Origin of the sequence: Streptomyces sp. NPDC004284 (genome assembly GCF_042874035.1) — a bacterium.
Classification (GTDB): Bacteria; Actinomycetota; Actinomycetes; order Streptomycetales; family Streptomycetaceae; genus Streptomyces.
Genome location: NZ_JBIAMJ010000011.1, coordinates 52323 through 69056 on the forward strand (window position 1 = coordinate 52323; position 16734 = coordinate 69056).

The window sequence follows — 16734 nt, forward strand, 5'->3', positions numbered from 1 at the left end:
CCTTGCTCCTGTACCTCGGGGGGAGAGTCCCGACCAGCAGACCAGCCACCCCCCACCCCCGCACCGCGACGGACCCCGAACGAGCGACATCGAAACGCAGCGGAGGAGCCGCGCCACCGGAGGCTTCGGTACCGACCCGACAGCCGCTCAGCCGGCCGGCCCGGTCGCCACGAGCGGCCGTACCGCCGGTTCGAGCAGCGACAGACTCCGCCGCCGCGCATCGAGGGCGACACGGATGCCGACCGGCATCGGCAGATTCGGGCCGGCGTGCCCGAACTCGACATTGCCCAGGACCGGGATGTCACGGTCACCGAGGACGTCGAGCACGATCTCGGCCAAGCTCGGGGACCCGTCCGACGAGTCGAGCCCACCGATCTCCCGCGGAATGCCCACGACCATGCCAGAGATCCGATCGAGAACGCCGCCGTGCCTCAGCACCTGCAGATAGCTCCACACATGCGACACGTGTCCCCCCATCTCCTCCCAGAACAGCACCGCACCGTCGAACCATTCGAGCGGCAGCGCAAAACGCGTCGCCTGCGCCAACACGATCCGATTGATCACCCCACCGATCAGCCGGCCTTCCGCACGACCGGGACGCCAGCACTCCCAGGACGAGGCGGCCGGGAGCACACCGATCGCCTCGGTACCGGTCAGCAACTTCGCGTAGAGCGCCGCGAGTTCCGCCTGGCGCGGCGTGGGAGCGGCCTGCCAGTGCCCCCCGAGTCCAGGCGTGGCCATGTCGGCATGGAACCCGACCAGCCCCGTACGCGCATAGAGCACCAGATGCAGCAGCGAGATGTCGCTGTACCCGAGGATCGGCTTGGGATCGGCCACGATCGCCTCGACGTCGATCAGGTCGAGGTACCCGAGTACCGTCTGACCACCGTCATGCGCGATGATCGCGCGCACTTCCGGATCACGCAGCAGCGCGTTGAACTCCCCGGCGATCTCCGCCGGCGCGGCCGCGCTCCACCAACGGTGCCGCCCCGCTTCGAGCAACGGCGCCCGGCGCACACGGAATCCCATCCGCTCCAGCACCACCACCGCCTGTTCGAGGTCCCGCTCGTAGACGGCATGGAGCGGACCGGACAGCGACGCGATGACGACGAGATCCCCGGGCCTCAGAGCACGAGGCCGAAGCAGTTGCGGCAGTACGGAACCGGTCACCACCGCAGTATCCCGACACCCGCTTCACCGCACGACACGTTTACCGACCGGAAGCCCGACACGATCCACGCGAGCCGAACGCCGGAACGTCCCCGTCCGGGGCGATCAGGCGATGTGGTTGTACGTGGACCCCGAGTGGAGGTCCGTGAGGGTCCTCTTGGCGAAGGGCCTGCGCCAGTCGCCGGTGCCGGTGTAGAGGTAGACGCGCTTGGCGACCGGGTCGTGGGCGAGGAGGTCGGCCTTGCCGTCGTGGTTCACGTCCCCGGCCCCGGTGATCTGGTCGTAGACCTGCCAGCCGCCCCCGATGAGCTTGCGGGCGGCGTAGGTGCCGTCGCCCTTGCCGAGGTAGAGCCAGAGACGGCCGTCCTTGTCGCGGGCGACGAGGTCGCCGCCCGTGGCGCCGCCGACGTCGCCGACGGCCGTGAGCTGGTGGTAGACGCCCCAGCCGGTGCCGATCTTCTTGCGGGGCTCGTAGAGGCCGGAGTACGGATGGGCCTTGGTCTCGTAGAGGTAGAGCCCGCCGGCTTTGTCGATGGCGACGAGGTCGGCGCGGCCGTCGCCGGTGAGGTCGCTGCCGCCGGCGATCTTGTTGTAGGCCTGCCAGCCGCCGCCGATCCGCGTGCGGGGGTAGAAGCCGCCCTTGCCGTTGCCCTGGTGCAGCCACAGGACACCGGCCGCGTCCCGCGCGACGACGTCCGCCGCGTAGTTGTCTTCGCCGCCCTTGACGACGGCGTCGCCGACGACCTCGATCTTGTCGTAGCCCTTCCAGCCAGTGCCGGCCGAGGCCCGGGAGCGCCCGTCCGCGGCGCTGTCCCGCCACAGCGTCCCCGTGGCGTCCCGGCCCAGAAGGTCGGGGTAGCCGTCCGCGTCGATGTCGTGGGCGAGGCCGCCCGGGGTGGTGCTCCGGGCCACGAACGTCACCACGGGCCTGCCGTCACCGCCGAGCGTGACACGGTGGATGCCGGTGTTTCCGCCCCGGGTGCCCAGGACGACGGCGGCCGTGCCGTCGGTGGCGGTGGACAGCGCGTCGACCCGGTCGAAGAGGGTGACCGTCGTCCCGTCCCCCAGGTGCCGGGCCTGGCCCCCGAACAGGAGCCAGTCGCCGAGCAGTCCGACGCCGAGGGCGCCCGTGCCCGCCGCCGGGACGGCGACGTCCTTGCCGGTGGCCCGCTCACGGACCACCACATGGCGCCCGGCGGTCGCGGTCGCCGGCTCGGTCCACGCGACCCGCGTCGCCGACACCGCCTCCACCCTCGGGTACGTCTCCGAGACGGTGGCGGTGGCCAGGTCGACGAGGCCCACCCGCTGCTCGCCCCCGGCGGTGCGGAAATCGAGCAGGCCGACCGTGGCACTGGCCGGACGCACCTTCAGGTAGGTGACCCCCTCGGGCAGCCCCCGGATCTCACGGGGCGCGGCGTCCTTCGTGTCCAGCCAGATGGGGCCCTGCTGGGACCCCCCCAGGGCGATGGCCGAACCGGCAACACCCATGTAGAGGGCGTCCACCACGCCGGGCAACTGCTCGGTGCGGAAGCTCTCGCCGGTCACCATGTCGAGGCCCGTGCCGTCGTAGCCTTCCCCCGACTCTGCCAGCATCTCCCCGGAGACCTCGCGTCTTGCACCCCAGGTGAAGGGGCCGGTGTTGACATCGCGGGACGGGCCGCCCGCGTAGGGGACCCATCGGTACGTGTGGAAGTCCGCGCTCCCGGTGGGGACGAACAGAACGTAGCCCTGCGCCCCCGCGCTGAGCAGCCTGGTCCCGGGCAGGAGCGAAGGGAAGGGAACAGCGGACGCGTCGGCGGTGGAAGCCGCCGACGCAGGCGCACCGAGCGCGCCCGCGCCGATGGTCAGCGCCAGGACGGCCGCGACACAGGCGGCGAGACGGGTGGAGCCGGCGGTGCGGAACTGCAAGGGATCCCCCACGAAAGATCAGGCACGGACGGTACCGCGCCCGGTCAGACTCACGAGCAGTGCGCCAGGTTGTACGGACACCCCCAAGCCGACCGCGGACCGAGGGCGCGGACAAGACGGCCGGGTGCGGTGCGTCGAGCCACCCGCGCCCAGACCGGTGACCCGAGCGCGAGGCAGTCACGCGCCCCACCGGACACCACCTAGATCATTTACGGGTCACCCCCTAGCATGGCCAGCCGCCTGGCGGTGATCATCACCGCCGGTCTCTTCAGTGCTCCATCCACAGGGAGGGCAAATGTCCAAGCGGACCACGGCCGCACGCATCGCAGGCGTTCTCGCCTCCGGCATCGCGGTGTCTTTTCTCGCCGTCGCCCCGGCCCACGCGGGAACGGCCTCAGTGAGCCGGACCGTATGGCTCGGAAAGTTCCCCAGCGTGTACAACGACCCGGCCAGCGTCTCCCGCGACATCTACCTGGCAGCGAACACCTACACCTGGCAGGTGTCGGCCACGCGCGACTCCACCGGCTCGATCCACGGCTACGCCTCGCGGAGCATCTACCTCGCGGCGGGCACGTACCACTGGGTCTGCACCATATCCGTGCCCGTCGAGTACGACTACAAGAACTCGTGCTCCCTCAGTTCGGGCAACGGGGCGACGGCGTACCTGAACTCCGTGAACTACGAGGTCCCCGCGTCCGAGAACTACACGATCAACGGCTACCTGATCGGCCAGTGACAACCCGGCGGGTGGTCCCGGCCGAAGGCCCCCTGCGGGGGCGGGCCGGGACGACTCGCCCAGGGCCCGCCCCTCCGCTGCGGCGACAAGCGACACAGTCCGGAAACTTTAGTTTACAAAGACGGCTCCGTAAACTACGGTTGTCGCATGACGGCCTCTGAGATCACCCCCGAAGAGCAGACGGAGCTCGACAAGGCCCTGTACGACGCCTTGAACCCCCTGGCCTCGGCCATCCGCTCCCGGGAGACCGGGTTGTCCGCCGACCGCATGTGGAACGCGAGTCCCGTCGAAGTGGCGCTGTCCGTCCTGGCCGCGTGGAAGGTGATGGACGGCGAGGTCAAGCGGCTCACGGAGCAGGCGGCAGCGACCGCCGGTTCCTACGGCGCGAGTTATGAGCAGTTGGGAGCCGTCTGGGGCATCACCCGGCAGGGCGCCCGCAAGAAATGGCCCGATGCCGTCAGCCGTCCAGCATCCGGGACAGCGGGCAAAAGCACGCTTGCGCTGTTCGGGGGGACCGCCGAGCTGGCGCAGTCGCCTTCCGGCGGTTGGGGCTGGACCGGCCGAGGCGCTGATGGAGCATCCGGCACGGCCGACGACGGGGCGCCGTACGCGACCGCCGAAGAAGCAGCGGCCCACGCGGGCGCGTTCCTCAAAGAACACGCCCTCGACATCGGCGATCAGCCCTAGGCAGTGCCCGGCGGACCACGTGACCGCCTCGCGCGCGGGTCACCGATCCGGGCGCGGGCGGGGTGGCCCGACGGCCGTACCTGAGCGATCCGGCACGACGGGAATGCATTCCGGTGCGCCGCACCAGAGAGCCCGATCACCCTCCCCGGCATGCCCATTGAGATGAACGACACCGCACGCAGCCTGCTTGACGCACCGCACCCGGCCGTCCTGTCCACCCTCAACCCTGAGGGCAGCCCGCAGAGTTCGGTGGTCTGGGTGAGCCGTGACGGCGGCGAGCTGCTGATCTCCACCGAACAGGGCCGGCGCAAGGAACGGAACATACTCCGCGACCCACGCGTCGGCCGTCCGCATCACCCCGACCAAGATCCTCGGCAACGCCACCAAGACCGCCTAGATACCGTCCGGCGAGTCATGGGCCGAGCCATGAGCGGATCGCCGCGACCGTGACGGCACCGCGGAAGACGTAGACCCTCTTGCCGTAGCGGGTGGCGACGGCCCGGGCGTTCTTGAGCCGGTCGATCGTGCACTCGACCTCGTTGCGGCGCTTACAGATCCCACTGTCGAAGCCGGTGGTCCGGCCGCCCTTGCTGCCGCACCGTTTGCGGTTGACCCACTGGCCCTTCGGCCCGGCCTGGCGCCCCCTTTCCTGGCACCGGCGGCATGCTGACGGGCTCGCCGGAGGTGCCGTCACCTTGCCCCTCGGGGTGGGCCTGCTTCGCGGGTCTCGGGTGGGACCGCCCTCTCTCCGAGAGTCGCACCTTCCACCACCGCCTCAAGGGCGCTCCTCCGTCGCGTCGGCTGCGCCGATTCCGCTTCGCTCCACCCTTGACCCGGCGGCTCCAGGCACGAAAGACCTCTCGGAGGGCGGTCCGGGGGCCGGGGTCCCCGCCCAGCCCCGGGCAGCATCCGGGGCCGATACGCGCCTGACGGGCCGGTGGGTGGGGGCTGGGTTCGCGGCGGGGGCGGGTGGGGCCGTTTCCGTCGGCTCGGGGTGCGCGGTCGTTGTATGGGGCGGCCCGGCAGCGCTCAGCGGCTGACCACTGTCGGTCGGCTGGGGCTCAGGCCCCGCTGGTCATTCCCGGCGGGTGGTTTCCTGCAGTAACTCAGGCCGGTTGGGCGATATGCCCCTTCTGGGGCCCCGATCCGGGGGTGTTACTGACGGTAGCGCGGAGTTATTCGCACCCACCACCCACCGGGAGCGACCAGCGGGGCCTGAGTCCCAGCCATCCGACGGCCGCCATCCGCTAAGCCCGGCCGGGCCGCCCCATGCAACGACCGCGCGACCCCACCCAGCGAACCGAACCCACCCACCCCCGCCACTGACCCAGCCCCCACCCACCGACCCGCACAGCCGACACCCGCACAGCCGATGCCCGGCCTCGCCACCACCCCCGGGCCCGTCACCCGCCCACGGCGGGACGCGCCCCCGGCGCCCCCGCGTGGACCCGTCCCCCGGGCCGCCCTCCGAGTGTGAAAAGGCGGCCTCCGCCGCCGGGTCAAGGGTGGAGCGAAGCGGAATCGGCGCAGCCGACGCGACGAAGGAGCGCCCTTGAGGCGGTGGTGGAGGACGCCACACTCGGAAAGAGGGCGGCCGCACCAGAAGCCCACGGAGCCGGGGCACCCCGACCAACCCATGCTTGTGCTCGCGGTGTTGGCGCCTCGCCAGACCAGAAGGTCACCCACACGAGCGATCTTCGTTCACCGCGCCCGTTTGGGTGCGTTCGGTGCGTTACGTTCACGCAAAACGGCCCTCGTCGATGGTTCGCAGCCATCGGCGAGGGCCTCAACCACTAGTGGATCGGACCTCCACGCCGTGATCTATCGGCACTTTAACGCGCCCTCGCGCGGCTTCACCCAGTTCTCGCACGAGATCATCCGGCACCCCCGCCTCTCCTCCGACGCCGTACGGCTCCTGACCTGGCAGCTCTCCCTCCCCCACGGCGCCCGCGAATCACTCTCCCGCACAGCTGAACGTGCCCGGATCGGAGCATGCGCCTTCACACGCGCCAAGCGACAGCTCAAGGAAGAAGGCTTCGTACACGAGCGACGGGTCCAGGGCCCCGGCGGCCGCTGGTGCACCCAACAGCTCCTCTCCAGCACCCCGTTGACCGCTGCCCAAGCCGCCAAACTCCTCGCACGAGAACCCGCACCCGTACCCGCAGCATCCCCGCAGGTCGTACCGAGTCCCCGGAAACCGGCCGCCGGTCAACCGACACCCCCGCCCACCGACCGTCATCCAAAGAAAGACCCTGGCGAAGACACCTCCCACCTTCCCCCGGCGCCTGTGGAAAAGGAGCCACCCCGGCTCGAAGAAGGCCGCGCCCTCATCGGCACCCTCCCGGTCCTCTCCCCCGCCCTCCGCCACATCCCACCCGGCATGCGCGACGAACTCGCCCGCCTCGCCACCCGCTGGCTCGACGCCGGCCACACCCCCACCACCGTCCACGAACACATCCTGCGCAGCCTCCCCGGCACCAGCACCCCCGTACACCGACCCGGCGGACTCATCCGCTACCTCCTGCGCCACGTACCAGCCCGACCCTTGCCGCCCCAGCCCGCACCCGCACACACGCACCAGCTCTCACCACGCCTCCAAGGCACCCGCGAATGCGCCGGAGACCACACCCAGCCCATGCTGTTCCGGCCCGTCGGCGACGAGACGCACTGCGCCGAGTGCGTACCGCAAGCCGCCCCGTAGGCGCGTTCACCCAGGCGTCTGCCCCCCCTTGTCCTCAAGTAGGGCGGAGTCCAGTACGACGTGCAGGTTCCTGCCAATCCCCGGTCCGCGTCAGTCGCGGTCGTCGCCGCGCTGGAGGCACGGGCACGGGGGACGGACCGTGGGACGGCCCGCCGAGTCGGCCGTACGGCCCTCTCGACACCGTCACCGCCACCGCCACCGCCACCGCCCTCGTCGCCGCCCTCGTCGCCCACCGCACGAAGGCCCGTCGCCGACCGCCCGGTTGGGCGGCGGCGACGGGCCTTCGGAAGAGGCGCGGGCCTCAGATGCTGCGGGCGGCGATGTCGCCGTACGCCGTGGTGGCACGGATGTTCAGTGCAGAACTGCCGTCGTTCTTGAGGGAGTTGTTGATGCGGCCGTAGGCCGTACCGGCCTCCAGGGAGGCCGAGACGCCGGCGGCGGCGGCGATCGAGATGTCGCCCATCTGGGTGGTCAGGGTGACCGTGCCGCCGAGGGCCTCGGCGATGCGGATGTCGCCCCGGGCGGTGGTGATCTCGGCGGGGCCGGTGACGCGGGCGACGTCGATGTCGCCGTCGGTGGCGGTGAGGCGGAGGTTCGCGGCCTCGTCGATCTTGATCTCGCGGTAGGCGCCTTCGAAGGCGAAGTCGCCGAAGCGGCCGGTGGCACGGAGTTCGGCGGCGGCCGCATGCCCCTCGACGCGGGAGCCGGAGGGCAGGTGGACGGTCACCTCGATGGAGCCGGTGCCGCCGAAGACGCCGTCCTTCGCCTTCGGGACCTCGATCCGCAGGACGCCGTCGGCGTAGGTGACTTCGGTGCGCTCGGCCGTCTTCACGTCGCGGCTCTTGGAGGGGTCGGCGGGGAGGACCTCGACGGTGGTGTCGGCGCGGTCGGCGGCGATGAGGCGGATGCGGCCGGCGGGGACGGAGAGGGTGGCGACGACGGCGGCGGGGGTGGCGAAGTTCTGCATGATGCTTCTCCTTCTCATGGAGCGGGGCGAGGGTTCGTCCCGCCGTTTCCGATGAAGGAAAAGCTACGTTGCGTTCGACGATCGGGCAACAAGCATGTTGCGCGAGATTGGCGTTATTGCAGGTCAGTTGAAGGATTTCATTGCAATGGTCCTGGGTGTAACGCAACGACTGCGACGCCGTTCGTTGCAATGGAATGTGAGTGAACGCTATGCTCGCCGCATCACGCGCCCACGGCCCACGAAGGAGACCGCGATGCCCGGAGGCAGACTCACCCAGCCGGAACGTCAGCAGATCGCGCTGGGGCTGGCCGACGGTCTCGCGTACGCGGAGATCGCACGGCGCCTCGACCGGCCGACCTCCACCATCACGCGCGAGGTCATGCGCAACGGCGGCCCCACCGCCTACCGTGCCGACCTCGCGCACCGTGCCACCGAGCACCGAGCCCACCGCCGCAAGCCGGCCGCGCCACGCGGAACTTCCGTCGCCCCGCAGGCCCATGGGCGTGACGCCGAGGCCGTCGCCGCGTTCGAGGAGACGCTGACGACCGTGATGATGGGCTCGGGCATGCCCAAGATGATGGCCCGCGTCATGGCCAGCCTCACCCTCGCCGACACGGGCAGCCTCACCGCGTCCGAACTCGCCGCCCGGCTCCAGGTCAGCCCGGCGTCCGTCTCCAAGGCGGTCGCGTTCCTCGACGGGCAGGGGCTCATCCGGCGGGAACGCGACGAGCGCCGCCGCGAGCGGTACACCGTCGACGACGACGTCTGGTACCAGGCGATGACGGCCTCCGCCCGGTCGATCGCGCAGATCGTCGAGACGGCGCGGGAGGGCGTCACCGTCCTCGGCTCCGCCACCCCGGCCGGGAATCGCCTGGAGAACGTGGCGCGCTTCCTCGACTTCGTGTCGGAGAGCACGGCGAAGGCCGCCGAGCAGGCCCGGGCGATCCTGCACACGAAGCCGCCGGCTGCGGGCGGTACCGACTGACCAGTCACGGGCGCCCGCACCGACCCGCTACGGGGGCACCACACCGACCCGTCACGGGCGCCACATCGCCCCGCTACAGGGGCACCACACCGACCCGTCACGGGCGCCACATCGCCCCGCTACAGGGGCACCACACCGACCCGTCACGGGCGCCACATCGCCCCGCTACAGGGGCACCACACCGACCCGTCACGGGCGCCACGCCGGCTCGCGCGGCGCCCGTGACGGTCAGCGGTAGATGAGCAGTTCGTGCTCCGTCGCGCCCGTCAGCTCGTAACGCGTCCTGACCAGCGGGCGGCCCGAATAGATCCGGATCAGGGTCGCCGCGTCGCCGTGGAAGCGCGCCTCCGGGCGGCCCTCGATCTCGTTGCCGAGGGCCACCGGGTGGTCCTCCCGGCCTTCCAGGACGCCGACGAGGCGGGGGGTCTCGCGGCGGCGGCTGGTCACCGACAGGAGCGGGAGGGCGAGGTCCAGGGCGGCGCCGCAGTAGGCGCCCGGTTCCCCGAGGGCTTCGCGGACGTCGCCGGCGTGGACCCATTCGCCGAGGGCGACGGCGTCGAGGCGGCCGTCCTCGCGGGAGGCGATGACGGGGCCGGCCTCGGTCAGGCCGCGTTCGAGTTCGTCGAGGATGCGGGCGACGGGCCAGTCCTCGCGTTCGGCGACGTCGCAGGCGTTGGCCTCCGGGAGGAAGACGCCTTCCTCCAGGCGGTCCTCGACGATCCGGACGAGCGCCGCCCCGCAGTGGGCGAGGACCTGCCGGGCGGTCCAGCCGGGGCAGGCGGTGCGGAGCTCGTAGGCCTCCTCCGGGGTGCGCCGGAGGAGGGGCATCAGCAGGTCCCGTTCCGTGCGGAGGAGACGGTCGGGGAGCCAGGGGTCACGTTCGGTACACATCATCAGTAGCGGTAGTGGTCGGGCTTGTACGGGCCCTCCACCGGGACCCCGATGTACGACGCCTGCTCGGGGCGGAGCGTCGTCAGGCGGACGCCGAGCGCGTCGAGGTGGAGGCGGGCGACCTTCTCGTCCAGGTGCTTGGGGAGCGTGTACACGCCCACCGGGTACTCCTCCGTCTTCGTGAACAGTTCGATCTGCGCCAGCGTCTGGTCCGCGAAGGAGTTCGACATCACGAAGGAGGGGTGGCCGGTCGCGTTGCCGAGGTTCAGGAGCCGGCCCTCGGACAGGACGATGACGACCTTGCCGTCGGGGAACGTCCAGGTGTGGACCTGCGGCTTGACCTCGTCCTTCACGATCCCGGGGATCCGCGCGAGACCCGCCATGTCGATCTCGTTGTCGAAGTGGCCGATGTTGCCGACGATCGCCTGGTGCTTCATGCGGGCGATGTCGGACGCCATGATGATGTCCTTGTTGCCCGTCGTGGTGATGAAGATGTCGGCCGTCTCCACGACGTCCTCCAGGGTGGCGACCTGGTAGCCGTCCATCGCCGCCTGGAGGGCGCAGATCGGGTCGATCTCCGTGACGATGACGCGGGCGCCCTGGCCGCGGAGGGACTCCGCCGAACCCTTGCCGACGTCACCGTAGCCGCAGATCACGGCCGTCTTCCCGCCGATCAGCACGTCCGTCGCCCGGTTGATGCCGTCGACGAGCGAGTGGCGGCAGCCGTACTTGTTGTCGAACTTCGACTTCGTCACGGCGTCGTTCACGTTGATCGCCGGGAAGAGGAGCTCGCCCTCGCGGTGCATCTCGTACAGGCGGTGGACGCCCGTCGTGGTCTCCTCCGTCACGCCCCGGATGCCGGCGGCGATCGCCGACCAGTCCAGGGCGGTCTTCTCCAGGAGGGCGCGGACGACCGCCAGCTCCTCGTTGGAGGCCTCCGGCAGAGAGCCCGTCTTCTGGTGCTCCACACCCTTGTGGACGAGGAGGGTCGCGTCGCCGCCGTCGTCCAGGATCATGTTGGGGCCGTCGGCGCCCGGCCAGGTCAGGGCCTGCTCGGTGCACCACCAGTACTCCTCCAGGGTCTCGCCCTTCCAGGCGAAGACCGGGATCCCGGCGGCGGCGATCGCGGCGGCCGCGTGGTCCTGGGTCGAGTAGATGTTGCAGGACACCCAGCGGACCTCGGCGCCGAGCGCCACGAGGGTCTCGATGAGGACGGCCGTCTGCACCGTCATGTGCAGCGAGCCGGTGATACGGGCTCCCGCCAGCGGCTGCGCCTCCGCGTACTCGCGGCGGATCGCCATCAGGCCCGGCATCTCGTGCTCGGCGAGGGTGATCTCCTTGCGGCCGAACGCGGCCAGCGAGATGTCGGCGACCTTGAAGTCGGTGAAATCAGACATGCGCTGCAACTCTCCTTGCACTCAGGATGGTTCGGTGGATTTCCAGGGCCGCCGTCGACTTGTTGAGCGTGATGTAGTGCAGGCCCGGCGCGCCTTCGTCGAGCAGCCGCAGGCCCATCTGCGTGGCGTGCTCGACCCCGATGCGGTAGGAGGCCGCCGGGTCGTCCTTCGCCGCCTCCAGGCGGTGCGCGAGGTCCTCGGGGAAGGCGGCGTCCGACAGCTCGGCGAAGCGCCGGATCTGGCGCACGTCGGTGGCCGGCATGATCTCCGGGATGATCGGGGTGTCGCAGCCGGCGGCGGCGACGCGGTCCCGCAGCCGCAGGTAGTCCTCGGGGTCGAAGAACATCTGCGTGATGGCGTAGTCGGCGCCCGCACGGCACTTGGCGACGAAGTGCGCGAGGTCGGTCGCGGAGTCGAAGGACCTCGGATGCCCTTCCGGGAACGCCGCCACGCCGATCCGGAACTCGCCCAGGGAGCGGACCAGTTCGACGAGTTCGTACGCGTACGTGAAGCCCTGCGGGTGCGGGGTCCACGCGCCGCGCGGATCGCCCGGCGGGTCGCCGCGCAGCACGAGCACGTCCCGTACGCCGGCGTCCGCGTACGCGCCGATGATGGCCCGCAGCTCGGCGACCGAGTGCCCGACGGCCGTCAGGTGCGCGACCGGCCGCAGCGTCGTCTCCGTCACGATCCGCTTCGTGACGTCGATGGTCCGGTCGCGGGACGAGCCGCCCGCGCCGTACGTGACCGACACGAAGTCCGGCCCGAGTGCCTCGACGCGGCGGATCGCGTCCCAGAGGGTCTGCTCGCCCTTGTCGGTCTTCGGCGGGAAGAACTCGAAGGAGAAGGTGGGGGTCAACGTCTTCCTCCCGCGTTGAAGTAGCTCGCCTCCGGGTGGTGGACGACGATCGCGTCCGTCGACTGCTCGGGGTGCAGTTGGTACTCCTCCGACAGCTCGACCCCGATCCGCTCCGGCCGCAGCAGCGCGGCGATCTTCGCGCGGTCCTCCAGGTCGGGGCAGGCCGGATAGCCGAGGGAGTAGCGGCAGCCCTGGTACTCGGTGCGGAACATGCCCTCCATGCCGGACGGGTCACCCCCGGAGATTCCCCACTCCTCCCGCACCCGCGCGTGCCAGTACTCGGCCAGCGCCTCCGCCAACTGCACCGACAAGCCGTGGAGTTCGAGGTAGTCGCGGTAGGAGTCGGCGGCGAAGAGCCGGGCCGTCTCCTCCCCGATCCTCGATCCGACGGTGACGACCTGGAGGGCGACCGCGTCGACCTCGCCGGAGTCCTCGGCGCGGTGGAAGTCGGCCAGGCAGAGGCGGCGGCCCCGCTGCTGGCGGGGGAAGGAGAAGCGGGTCCGCTCGCCTCCGTCCTCGTCCAGGACGATCAGGTCGTCGCCCTTGGACACACAGGGGAACCAGCCGTAGACGACGGCCGCTTCGACCAGGCCCTCGCGTTCGATCCGGTCGAGCAGCGCCCGCAGGCGCGGCCGGCCTTCCGCCTCGACGGTCCCGGCGTCCTTGAGGCCCCACTGGCCCTTGAAGAGGGCGGTCTCGTCGAGCCAGGGGGCGTAGTCGGCGAGCGGGATGCCGGTGACGACCTTCGTCCCGAGGAAGGGGGGCTCGGGTACGGGGTTGTCGGCGGCGACGTCGGAGCGGCCGGCCCGCTCCGGCTCCCGTACCTCCGGAAGCACCACCGGCCGCCGGGCCACCCGCCGCTTCTTCAGTTCCGGCAGTACGGCTCCGGGGACGCCCCGCTTCACTCCCATCAGCGCGTCCATGAGGCGCAGGCCCTCGAAGGCGTCGCGGGCGTAGCGGACCTCGCCCTCGTACAGCTCGTGGAGGTCCTGCTCGACGTACGCCCTGGTCAGGGCGGCGCCACCCAGGATCACGGGAAAGCGAGACGCGAGTCCGCGGCCGTTCAGCTCCTCCAGGTTCTCCTTCATGATCACGGTGGACTTCACCAGGAGGCCCGACATGCCGATGACGTCGGCCACGTGCTCCTCGGCGGCCTCCAGGATCGCGGAGACCGGCTGCTTGATGCCGATGTTGACGACGTTGTAGCCGTTGTTGGAGAGGATGATGTCGACGAGGTTCTTGCCGATGTCGTGGACGTCGCCGCGGACGGTGGCGAGGACGATCGTGCCCTTGCCCTCGGCGTCGGACTTCTCCATGTGCGGTTCGAGGTGGGCGACGGCCGCCTTCATGACCTCGGCGGACTGGAGCACGAACGGCAGCTGCATCTGACCGGAGCCGAACAGCTCGCCGACCGTCTTCATGCCGTCGAGGAGGGTCTCGTTGACGATGTCGAGGGCCGGGCGGGTCTCCAGGGCCTCGTCGAGATCCGGCTCCAGGCCGTTCTTCTCGCCGTCGACGATCCGGCGCTTGAGGCGCTCCTCCAGCGGCAGGGCGAGGAGCTCCTCCGCCTTCCCCGCCTTCAGGGACTTCGCCGTCGCCCCCTCGAAGAGCTCAAGCAGCCGCTGGAGCGGGTCGTAGCCCTCCCGGCGCCGGTCGTAGATCAGGTCGAGTGCCACCTCGACCTGCTCCGGCTCCAGGCGGGCGATCGGGAGGATCTTCGAGGCGTGGACGATCGCCGAGTCCAGGCCCGCCTTGACGCACTCGTCGAGGAAGACCGAGTTGAGGACGATGCGGGCGGCCGGGTTGAGGCCGAAGGAGATGTTGGACAGGCCCAGCGTCGTCTGGACGTCCGGGTGGCGGCGCTTCAGCTCGCGGATCGCCTCGATCGTGGCGATGCCGTCCTTCCGCGACTCCTCCTGCCCCGTGCAGATCGTGAAGGTCAGGGCGTCGATGAGGATGTCCGACTCGTGGATGCCCCACTTTCCCGTCAGGTCGGCGATGAGCCGCTCGGCGATCGCGACCTTGTGCCCGGCCGTCCGGGCCTGCCCCTCCTCGTCGATGGTCAGCGCCATCAGCGCCGCGCCGTGCTCCTTCGCGAGCGCTGTGACCTGCGCGAACCGTGATTCGGGTCCGTCGCCGTCCTCGTAGTTGACCGAGTTGATGACGGCCCGGCCGCCGAGCTTCTCCAGGCCGGCCCGCAGGACGTCCACCTCGGTGGAGTCGAGGACGATCGGCAGGGTGGAGGCGGTCGCGAAACGGCCGGCGAGCTCCTCCATGTCGGCGACGCCGTCGCGGCCCACGTAGTCCACGCACAGGTCGAGCATGTGCGCGCCCTCGCGGATCTGGTCGCGGGCCATCTCCACGCAGTCGTCCCAGCGGCCTTCGAGCATGGCCTCGCGGAACTTCTTCGAGCCGTTGGCGTTGGTCCGCTCGCCGATCGCCAGGTACGCGGTGTCCTGCCGGAAGGGGACGTGGCTGTAGAGGGAGGACGCGCCCGGTTCCGGCGCCGGGTGCCGGTCGAGTACGGCGGCGCCCCGCACCCGCTCCACGATCTCCCGCAGGTGCTCCGGGGTCGTACCGCAGCAGCCTCCCACCAGAGAGGGGCCGTAATCGCGTACGAACTGTTCGTGCGCGTCGGCCAGTTCGGAGGGGGAGAGGGGGTAGTGGGCGCCCTCCGAGGTCAGGACCGGAAGGCCCGCGTTGGGCATGACGGAGATCGGGACGCGGGCGTGCCTCGACAGATGGCGGAGGTGCTCGGTCATCTCCGCCGGGCCGGTGGCGCAGTTGAGGCCGATCATGTCGATGCCGAGCGGCTCCAGGGCGGTGAGCGCGGCGCCGATCTCGGAGCCGAGCAGCATGGTGCCGGTGGTCTCCACCGTGACCTGCACGATGACCGGGAGGTCCACGCCGACCCAGTCCAGGGCCCGGCGGGCGCCGATGACGGCCGCCTTCGTCTGGAGGAGGTCCTGCGAGGTCTCGATGAGCAGGGCGTCGGCGCCGCCCCGGATGAGGCCCTCGGCGTTCTGCCGGAAGGCCTCACGGAGGGGCTCGTACGTGACGTGGCCCAGGGTCGGCAGTTTCGTACCGGGTCCCATGGAGCCGAGGACCCAGCGGGGGCGGCCGTCGAGGGCCGTGTGGGCGTCGGCGGAGGCGCGGGCGATCCGGGCGCCGGCCTCGGACAGCTCGTACACCCGGTCCTCGATGCCGTACTCGGCGAGCGCGGCGAGGTTCGCCCCGAAGGTGTTGGTCTCGACGCAGTCGACGCCGACCGAGAAGTAGGCGTCGTGGACGGAGGCGACGATGTCGGGGCGGGTGAGGTTGAGGATCTCGTTGCAGCCTTCGAGGCCGGTGAAGTCGTCCATCGACGGGTCGGCGGCCTGGAGCATGGTGCCCATCGCGCCGTCGGCCACCACCACCCGCGTCGCGAACTCGTCCCGTAGGGAACGCCTCATGTCAGCCCCCTCAGGTGGGTGACGAGGGTGGCCGTGCAGCCCACCCCGTACGTCGTCCTGATCCGGTCCAGGAGGGAGTCCCGGTGCAGCCGGTACTCCTGCGTCCCCACGTAGTCGAGGACGGTCGCCGCGACCGCGCAGCCCAGCTGCGCCGCGCACCGCTCCGGCACGCCCCACAGGGTCGCCGCGAGGAATCCGGCCCGGAAGGCGTCGCCGACGCCGGTCGGGTCGACGACCCCGGCGGCCTCCACCGCGGGCACGGCGAGCGTGGCCCGGTCCTCGCCGTGGATGCGGACGCCGGCCTCGCCGTGGGTGGTGACCCAGGTGCCGACGCGGCGGAGGACCTCCGCCTCCGGCCAGCCGGTCCTCTCCAGGAGGAGGGCGGTCTCGTACTCGTTGGTGAACAGGAACCGGGCCCCGTCTACCAGCTCCCGCACCTCTCCCCCGTCGAGCCGCGCCAGCTGCTGCGACGGATCGGCGGCGAAGGGGATCCCCAGGTCACGGCAGGTGCGGGTGTGCCGGAGCATGGCCTCGGGGTCGTCCGGGGAGACCAGGACCAGTTCCAGGCGGCCGGTGCGCGCGGCGACCTCGCGGAGGTCGATCTCGCGCGCCTCGGCCATCGCCCCCGCGTAGAAGGTGGCGATCTGGTTCTGGGCCCGGTCGGTGGTACAGACGAAGCGGGCGGTGTGCCGTTCCGCGGAGACGTGCACGGAGTCGGTGTCCACGCCGTGGTCCTTGAGCCAGACCCGGTACGGCTCGAAGTCGGCGCCGACCGCGCCCACGAGGACGGGCCGCAGGCCGAGGACGCCGAGTCCGAAGGCGATGTTCGCTGCCACTCCGCCGCGCCTGACCTCCAGGTTGTCGGCGAGGAACGACAGGGAGACCCGGTCGAGCCGGTCGGCGAGCAGCTGCTCGCTGAACCAGCCGGGGAAGGTCATCAGATGGTCGGTCGCGATGGATCCCGTGACAGCGATGCGCATCTCC

Annotated in this window: 13 protein-coding genes and 1 pseudogene; 5 read left to right on the plus strand and 9 right to left on the minus strand. The window is 70.9% G+C overall.

What is annotated here, in order from left to right:
* Positions 1-147: 147 nt before the first annotated feature.
* Positions 148-1170 carry an LD-carboxypeptidase gene (locus ACFYUS_RS25920; RefSeq protein ID WP_388856641.1) on the minus strand — a complete coding sequence of 341 codons (1023 nt, stop codon included), beginning with the start codon at positions 1168-1170 and terminating at the stop codon, positions 148-150.
* 105 nt (positions 1171-1275) lie between these two features.
* Positions 1276-3078, minus strand: coding sequence for an FG-GAP repeat domain-containing protein (locus ACFYUS_RS25925; protein WP_388856644.1), 1803 nt, complete (start codon positions 3076-3078; stop codon positions 1276-1278).
* Positions 3079-3373: 295 nt separating this feature from the next.
* Here ACFYUS_RS25925 and ACFYUS_RS25930 point away from each other — a divergent pair, with 295 nt between their 5' ends.
* From ACFYUS_RS25930 to ACFYUS_RS25940, 3 genes are all read left to right on the plus strand, one after another.
* Entirely contained in the window at positions 3374-3814 is a 441-nt protein-coding gene (locus ACFYUS_RS25930) for a hypothetical protein (RefSeq protein ID WP_388856647.1), read from the plus strand.
* 147 nt (positions 3815-3961) lie between these two features.
* Entirely contained in the window at positions 3962-4501 is a 540-nt protein-coding gene (locus ACFYUS_RS25935) for a hypothetical protein (protein WP_388856650.1), read from the plus strand.
* A gap of 162 nt (positions 4502-4663) precedes the next feature.
* The gene (locus ACFYUS_RS25940) at positions 4664-4951 is read left to right on the plus strand and encodes a pyridoxamine 5'-phosphate oxidase family protein (protein ID WP_388857159.1); all 288 of its coding nucleotides are present in this window, start codon (positions 4664-4666) and stop codon (positions 4949-4951) included.
* Here the strand turns inward: ACFYUS_RS25940 and ACFYUS_RS25945 are convergent.
* Positions 4914-5162: pseudogene (locus ACFYUS_RS25945) on the minus strand (IS5/IS1182 family transposase); the annotation flags it as partial. The gene ACFYUS_RS25940 and the pseudogene ACFYUS_RS25945 overlap by 38 nt on opposite strands.
* Positions 5163-6788: 1626 nt before the next feature.
* On the opposite strand from ACFYUS_RS25945, the gene ACFYUS_RS25950 reads away from it, so the two are divergent.
* The gene (locus tag ACFYUS_RS25950; RefSeq protein WP_388856652.1) at positions 6789-7202 is read left to right on the plus strand and encodes a hypothetical protein; all 414 of its coding nucleotides are present in this window, start codon (positions 6789-6791) and stop codon (positions 7200-7202) included.
* Positions 7203-7503: 301 nt separating this feature from the next.
* Here the strand turns inward: ACFYUS_RS25950 and ACFYUS_RS25955 are convergent, their stop codons facing one another.
* Positions 7504-8169: a DUF4097 family beta strand repeat-containing protein gene (locus ACFYUS_RS25955; RefSeq protein WP_388856655.1), complete on the minus strand. Its 666-nt coding sequence runs from the start codon at positions 8167-8169 to the stop codon at positions 7504-7506.
* 253 nt (positions 8170-8422) lie between these two features.
* Between ACFYUS_RS25955 and ACFYUS_RS25960 the strand changes: the two genes are divergently transcribed.
* Positions 8423-9154 carry a helix-turn-helix domain-containing protein gene (locus tag ACFYUS_RS25960; RefSeq protein WP_388856658.1) on the plus strand — a complete coding sequence of 244 codons (732 nt, stop codon included), beginning with the start codon at positions 8423-8425 and terminating at the stop codon, positions 9152-9154.
* Positions 9155-9382: 228 nt separating this feature from the next.
* Here the strand turns inward: ACFYUS_RS25960 and ACFYUS_RS25965 are convergent, their stop codons facing one another.
* From ACFYUS_RS25965 to ACFYUS_RS25985, 5 genes are read right to left on the minus strand one after another with little or no spacing between them, the layout of a single operon-like run.
* The gene (locus tag ACFYUS_RS25965; RefSeq protein WP_388857162.1) at positions 9383-10045 is read right to left on the minus strand and encodes a maleylpyruvate isomerase family mycothiol-dependent enzyme; all 663 of its coding nucleotides are present in this window, start codon (positions 10043-10045) and stop codon (positions 9383-9385) included.
* 2 nt (positions 10046-10047) lie between these two features.
* Positions 10048-11442, minus strand: a complete 1395-nt coding sequence (ahcY, locus tag ACFYUS_RS25970) for an adenosylhomocysteinase (protein ID WP_388856661.1) — start codon at positions 11440-11442, stop codon at positions 10048-10050.
* Entirely contained in the window at positions 11435-12298 is an 864-nt protein-coding gene (gene metF, locus ACFYUS_RS25975) for a methylenetetrahydrofolate reductase [NAD(P)H] (protein ID WP_388856664.1), read from the minus strand. Before metF ends, ahcY begins: the two co-directional genes overlap by 8 nt.
* A complete protein-coding gene (metH, locus tag ACFYUS_RS25980; protein WP_388856667.1) occupies positions 12295-15750 on the minus strand; it encodes a methionine synthase in 3456 nt (1151 codons plus the stop codon). Before metH ends, metF begins: the two co-directional genes overlap by 4 nt.
* Positions 15747-16730, minus strand: a complete 984-nt coding sequence (locus ACFYUS_RS25985) for a carbohydrate kinase family protein (protein WP_388856670.1) — start codon at positions 16728-16730, stop codon at positions 15747-15749. Before ACFYUS_RS25985 ends, metH begins: the two co-directional genes overlap by 4 nt.
* Between the last annotated feature and the right edge of the window lie 4 nt (positions 16731-16734).

What these genes read in the sequence shown, in the direction of transcription:
- ACFYUS_RS25930 (WP_388856647.1), top strand. Translation starts at nt 3,374, where the DNA reads ATGTCCAAGCGGACCACGGCCGCACGCATCGCAGGCGTTCTCGCCTCC.
- ACFYUS_RS25935 (WP_388856650.1), top strand. Translation starts at nt 3,962, where the DNA reads ATGACGGCCTCTGAGATCACCCCCGAAGAGCAGACGGAGCTCGACAAG.
- ACFYUS_RS25940 (WP_388857159.1), top strand. Translation starts at nt 4,664, where the DNA reads ATGAACGACACCGCACGCAGCCTGCTTGACGCACCGCACCCGGCCGTC.
- ACFYUS_RS25955 (WP_388856655.1), bottom strand. Translation starts at nt 8,169, where the DNA reads ATGCAGAACTTCGCCACCCCCGCCGCCGTCGTCGCCACCCTCTCCGTC.
- ACFYUS_RS25960 (WP_388856658.1), top strand. Translation starts at nt 8,423, where the DNA reads ATGCCCGGAGGCAGACTCACCCAGCCGGAACGTCAGCAGATCGCGCTG.
- ACFYUS_RS25965 (WP_388857162.1), bottom strand. Translation starts at nt 10,045, where the DNA reads ATGTGTACCGAACGTGACCCCTGGCTCCCCGACCGTCTCCTCCGCACG.
- ahcY (WP_388856661.1), bottom strand. Translation starts at nt 11,442, where the DNA reads ATGTCTGATTTCACCGACTTCAAGGTCGCCGACATCTCGCTGGCCGCG.
- metH (WP_388856667.1), bottom strand. Translation starts at nt 15,750, where the DNA reads ATGAGGCGTTCCCTACGGGACGAGTTCGCGACGCGGGTGGTGGTGGCC.
- ACFYUS_RS25985 (WP_388856670.1), bottom strand. Translation starts at nt 16,730, where the DNA reads ATGCGCATCGCTGTCACGGGATCCATCGCGACCGACCATCTGATGACC.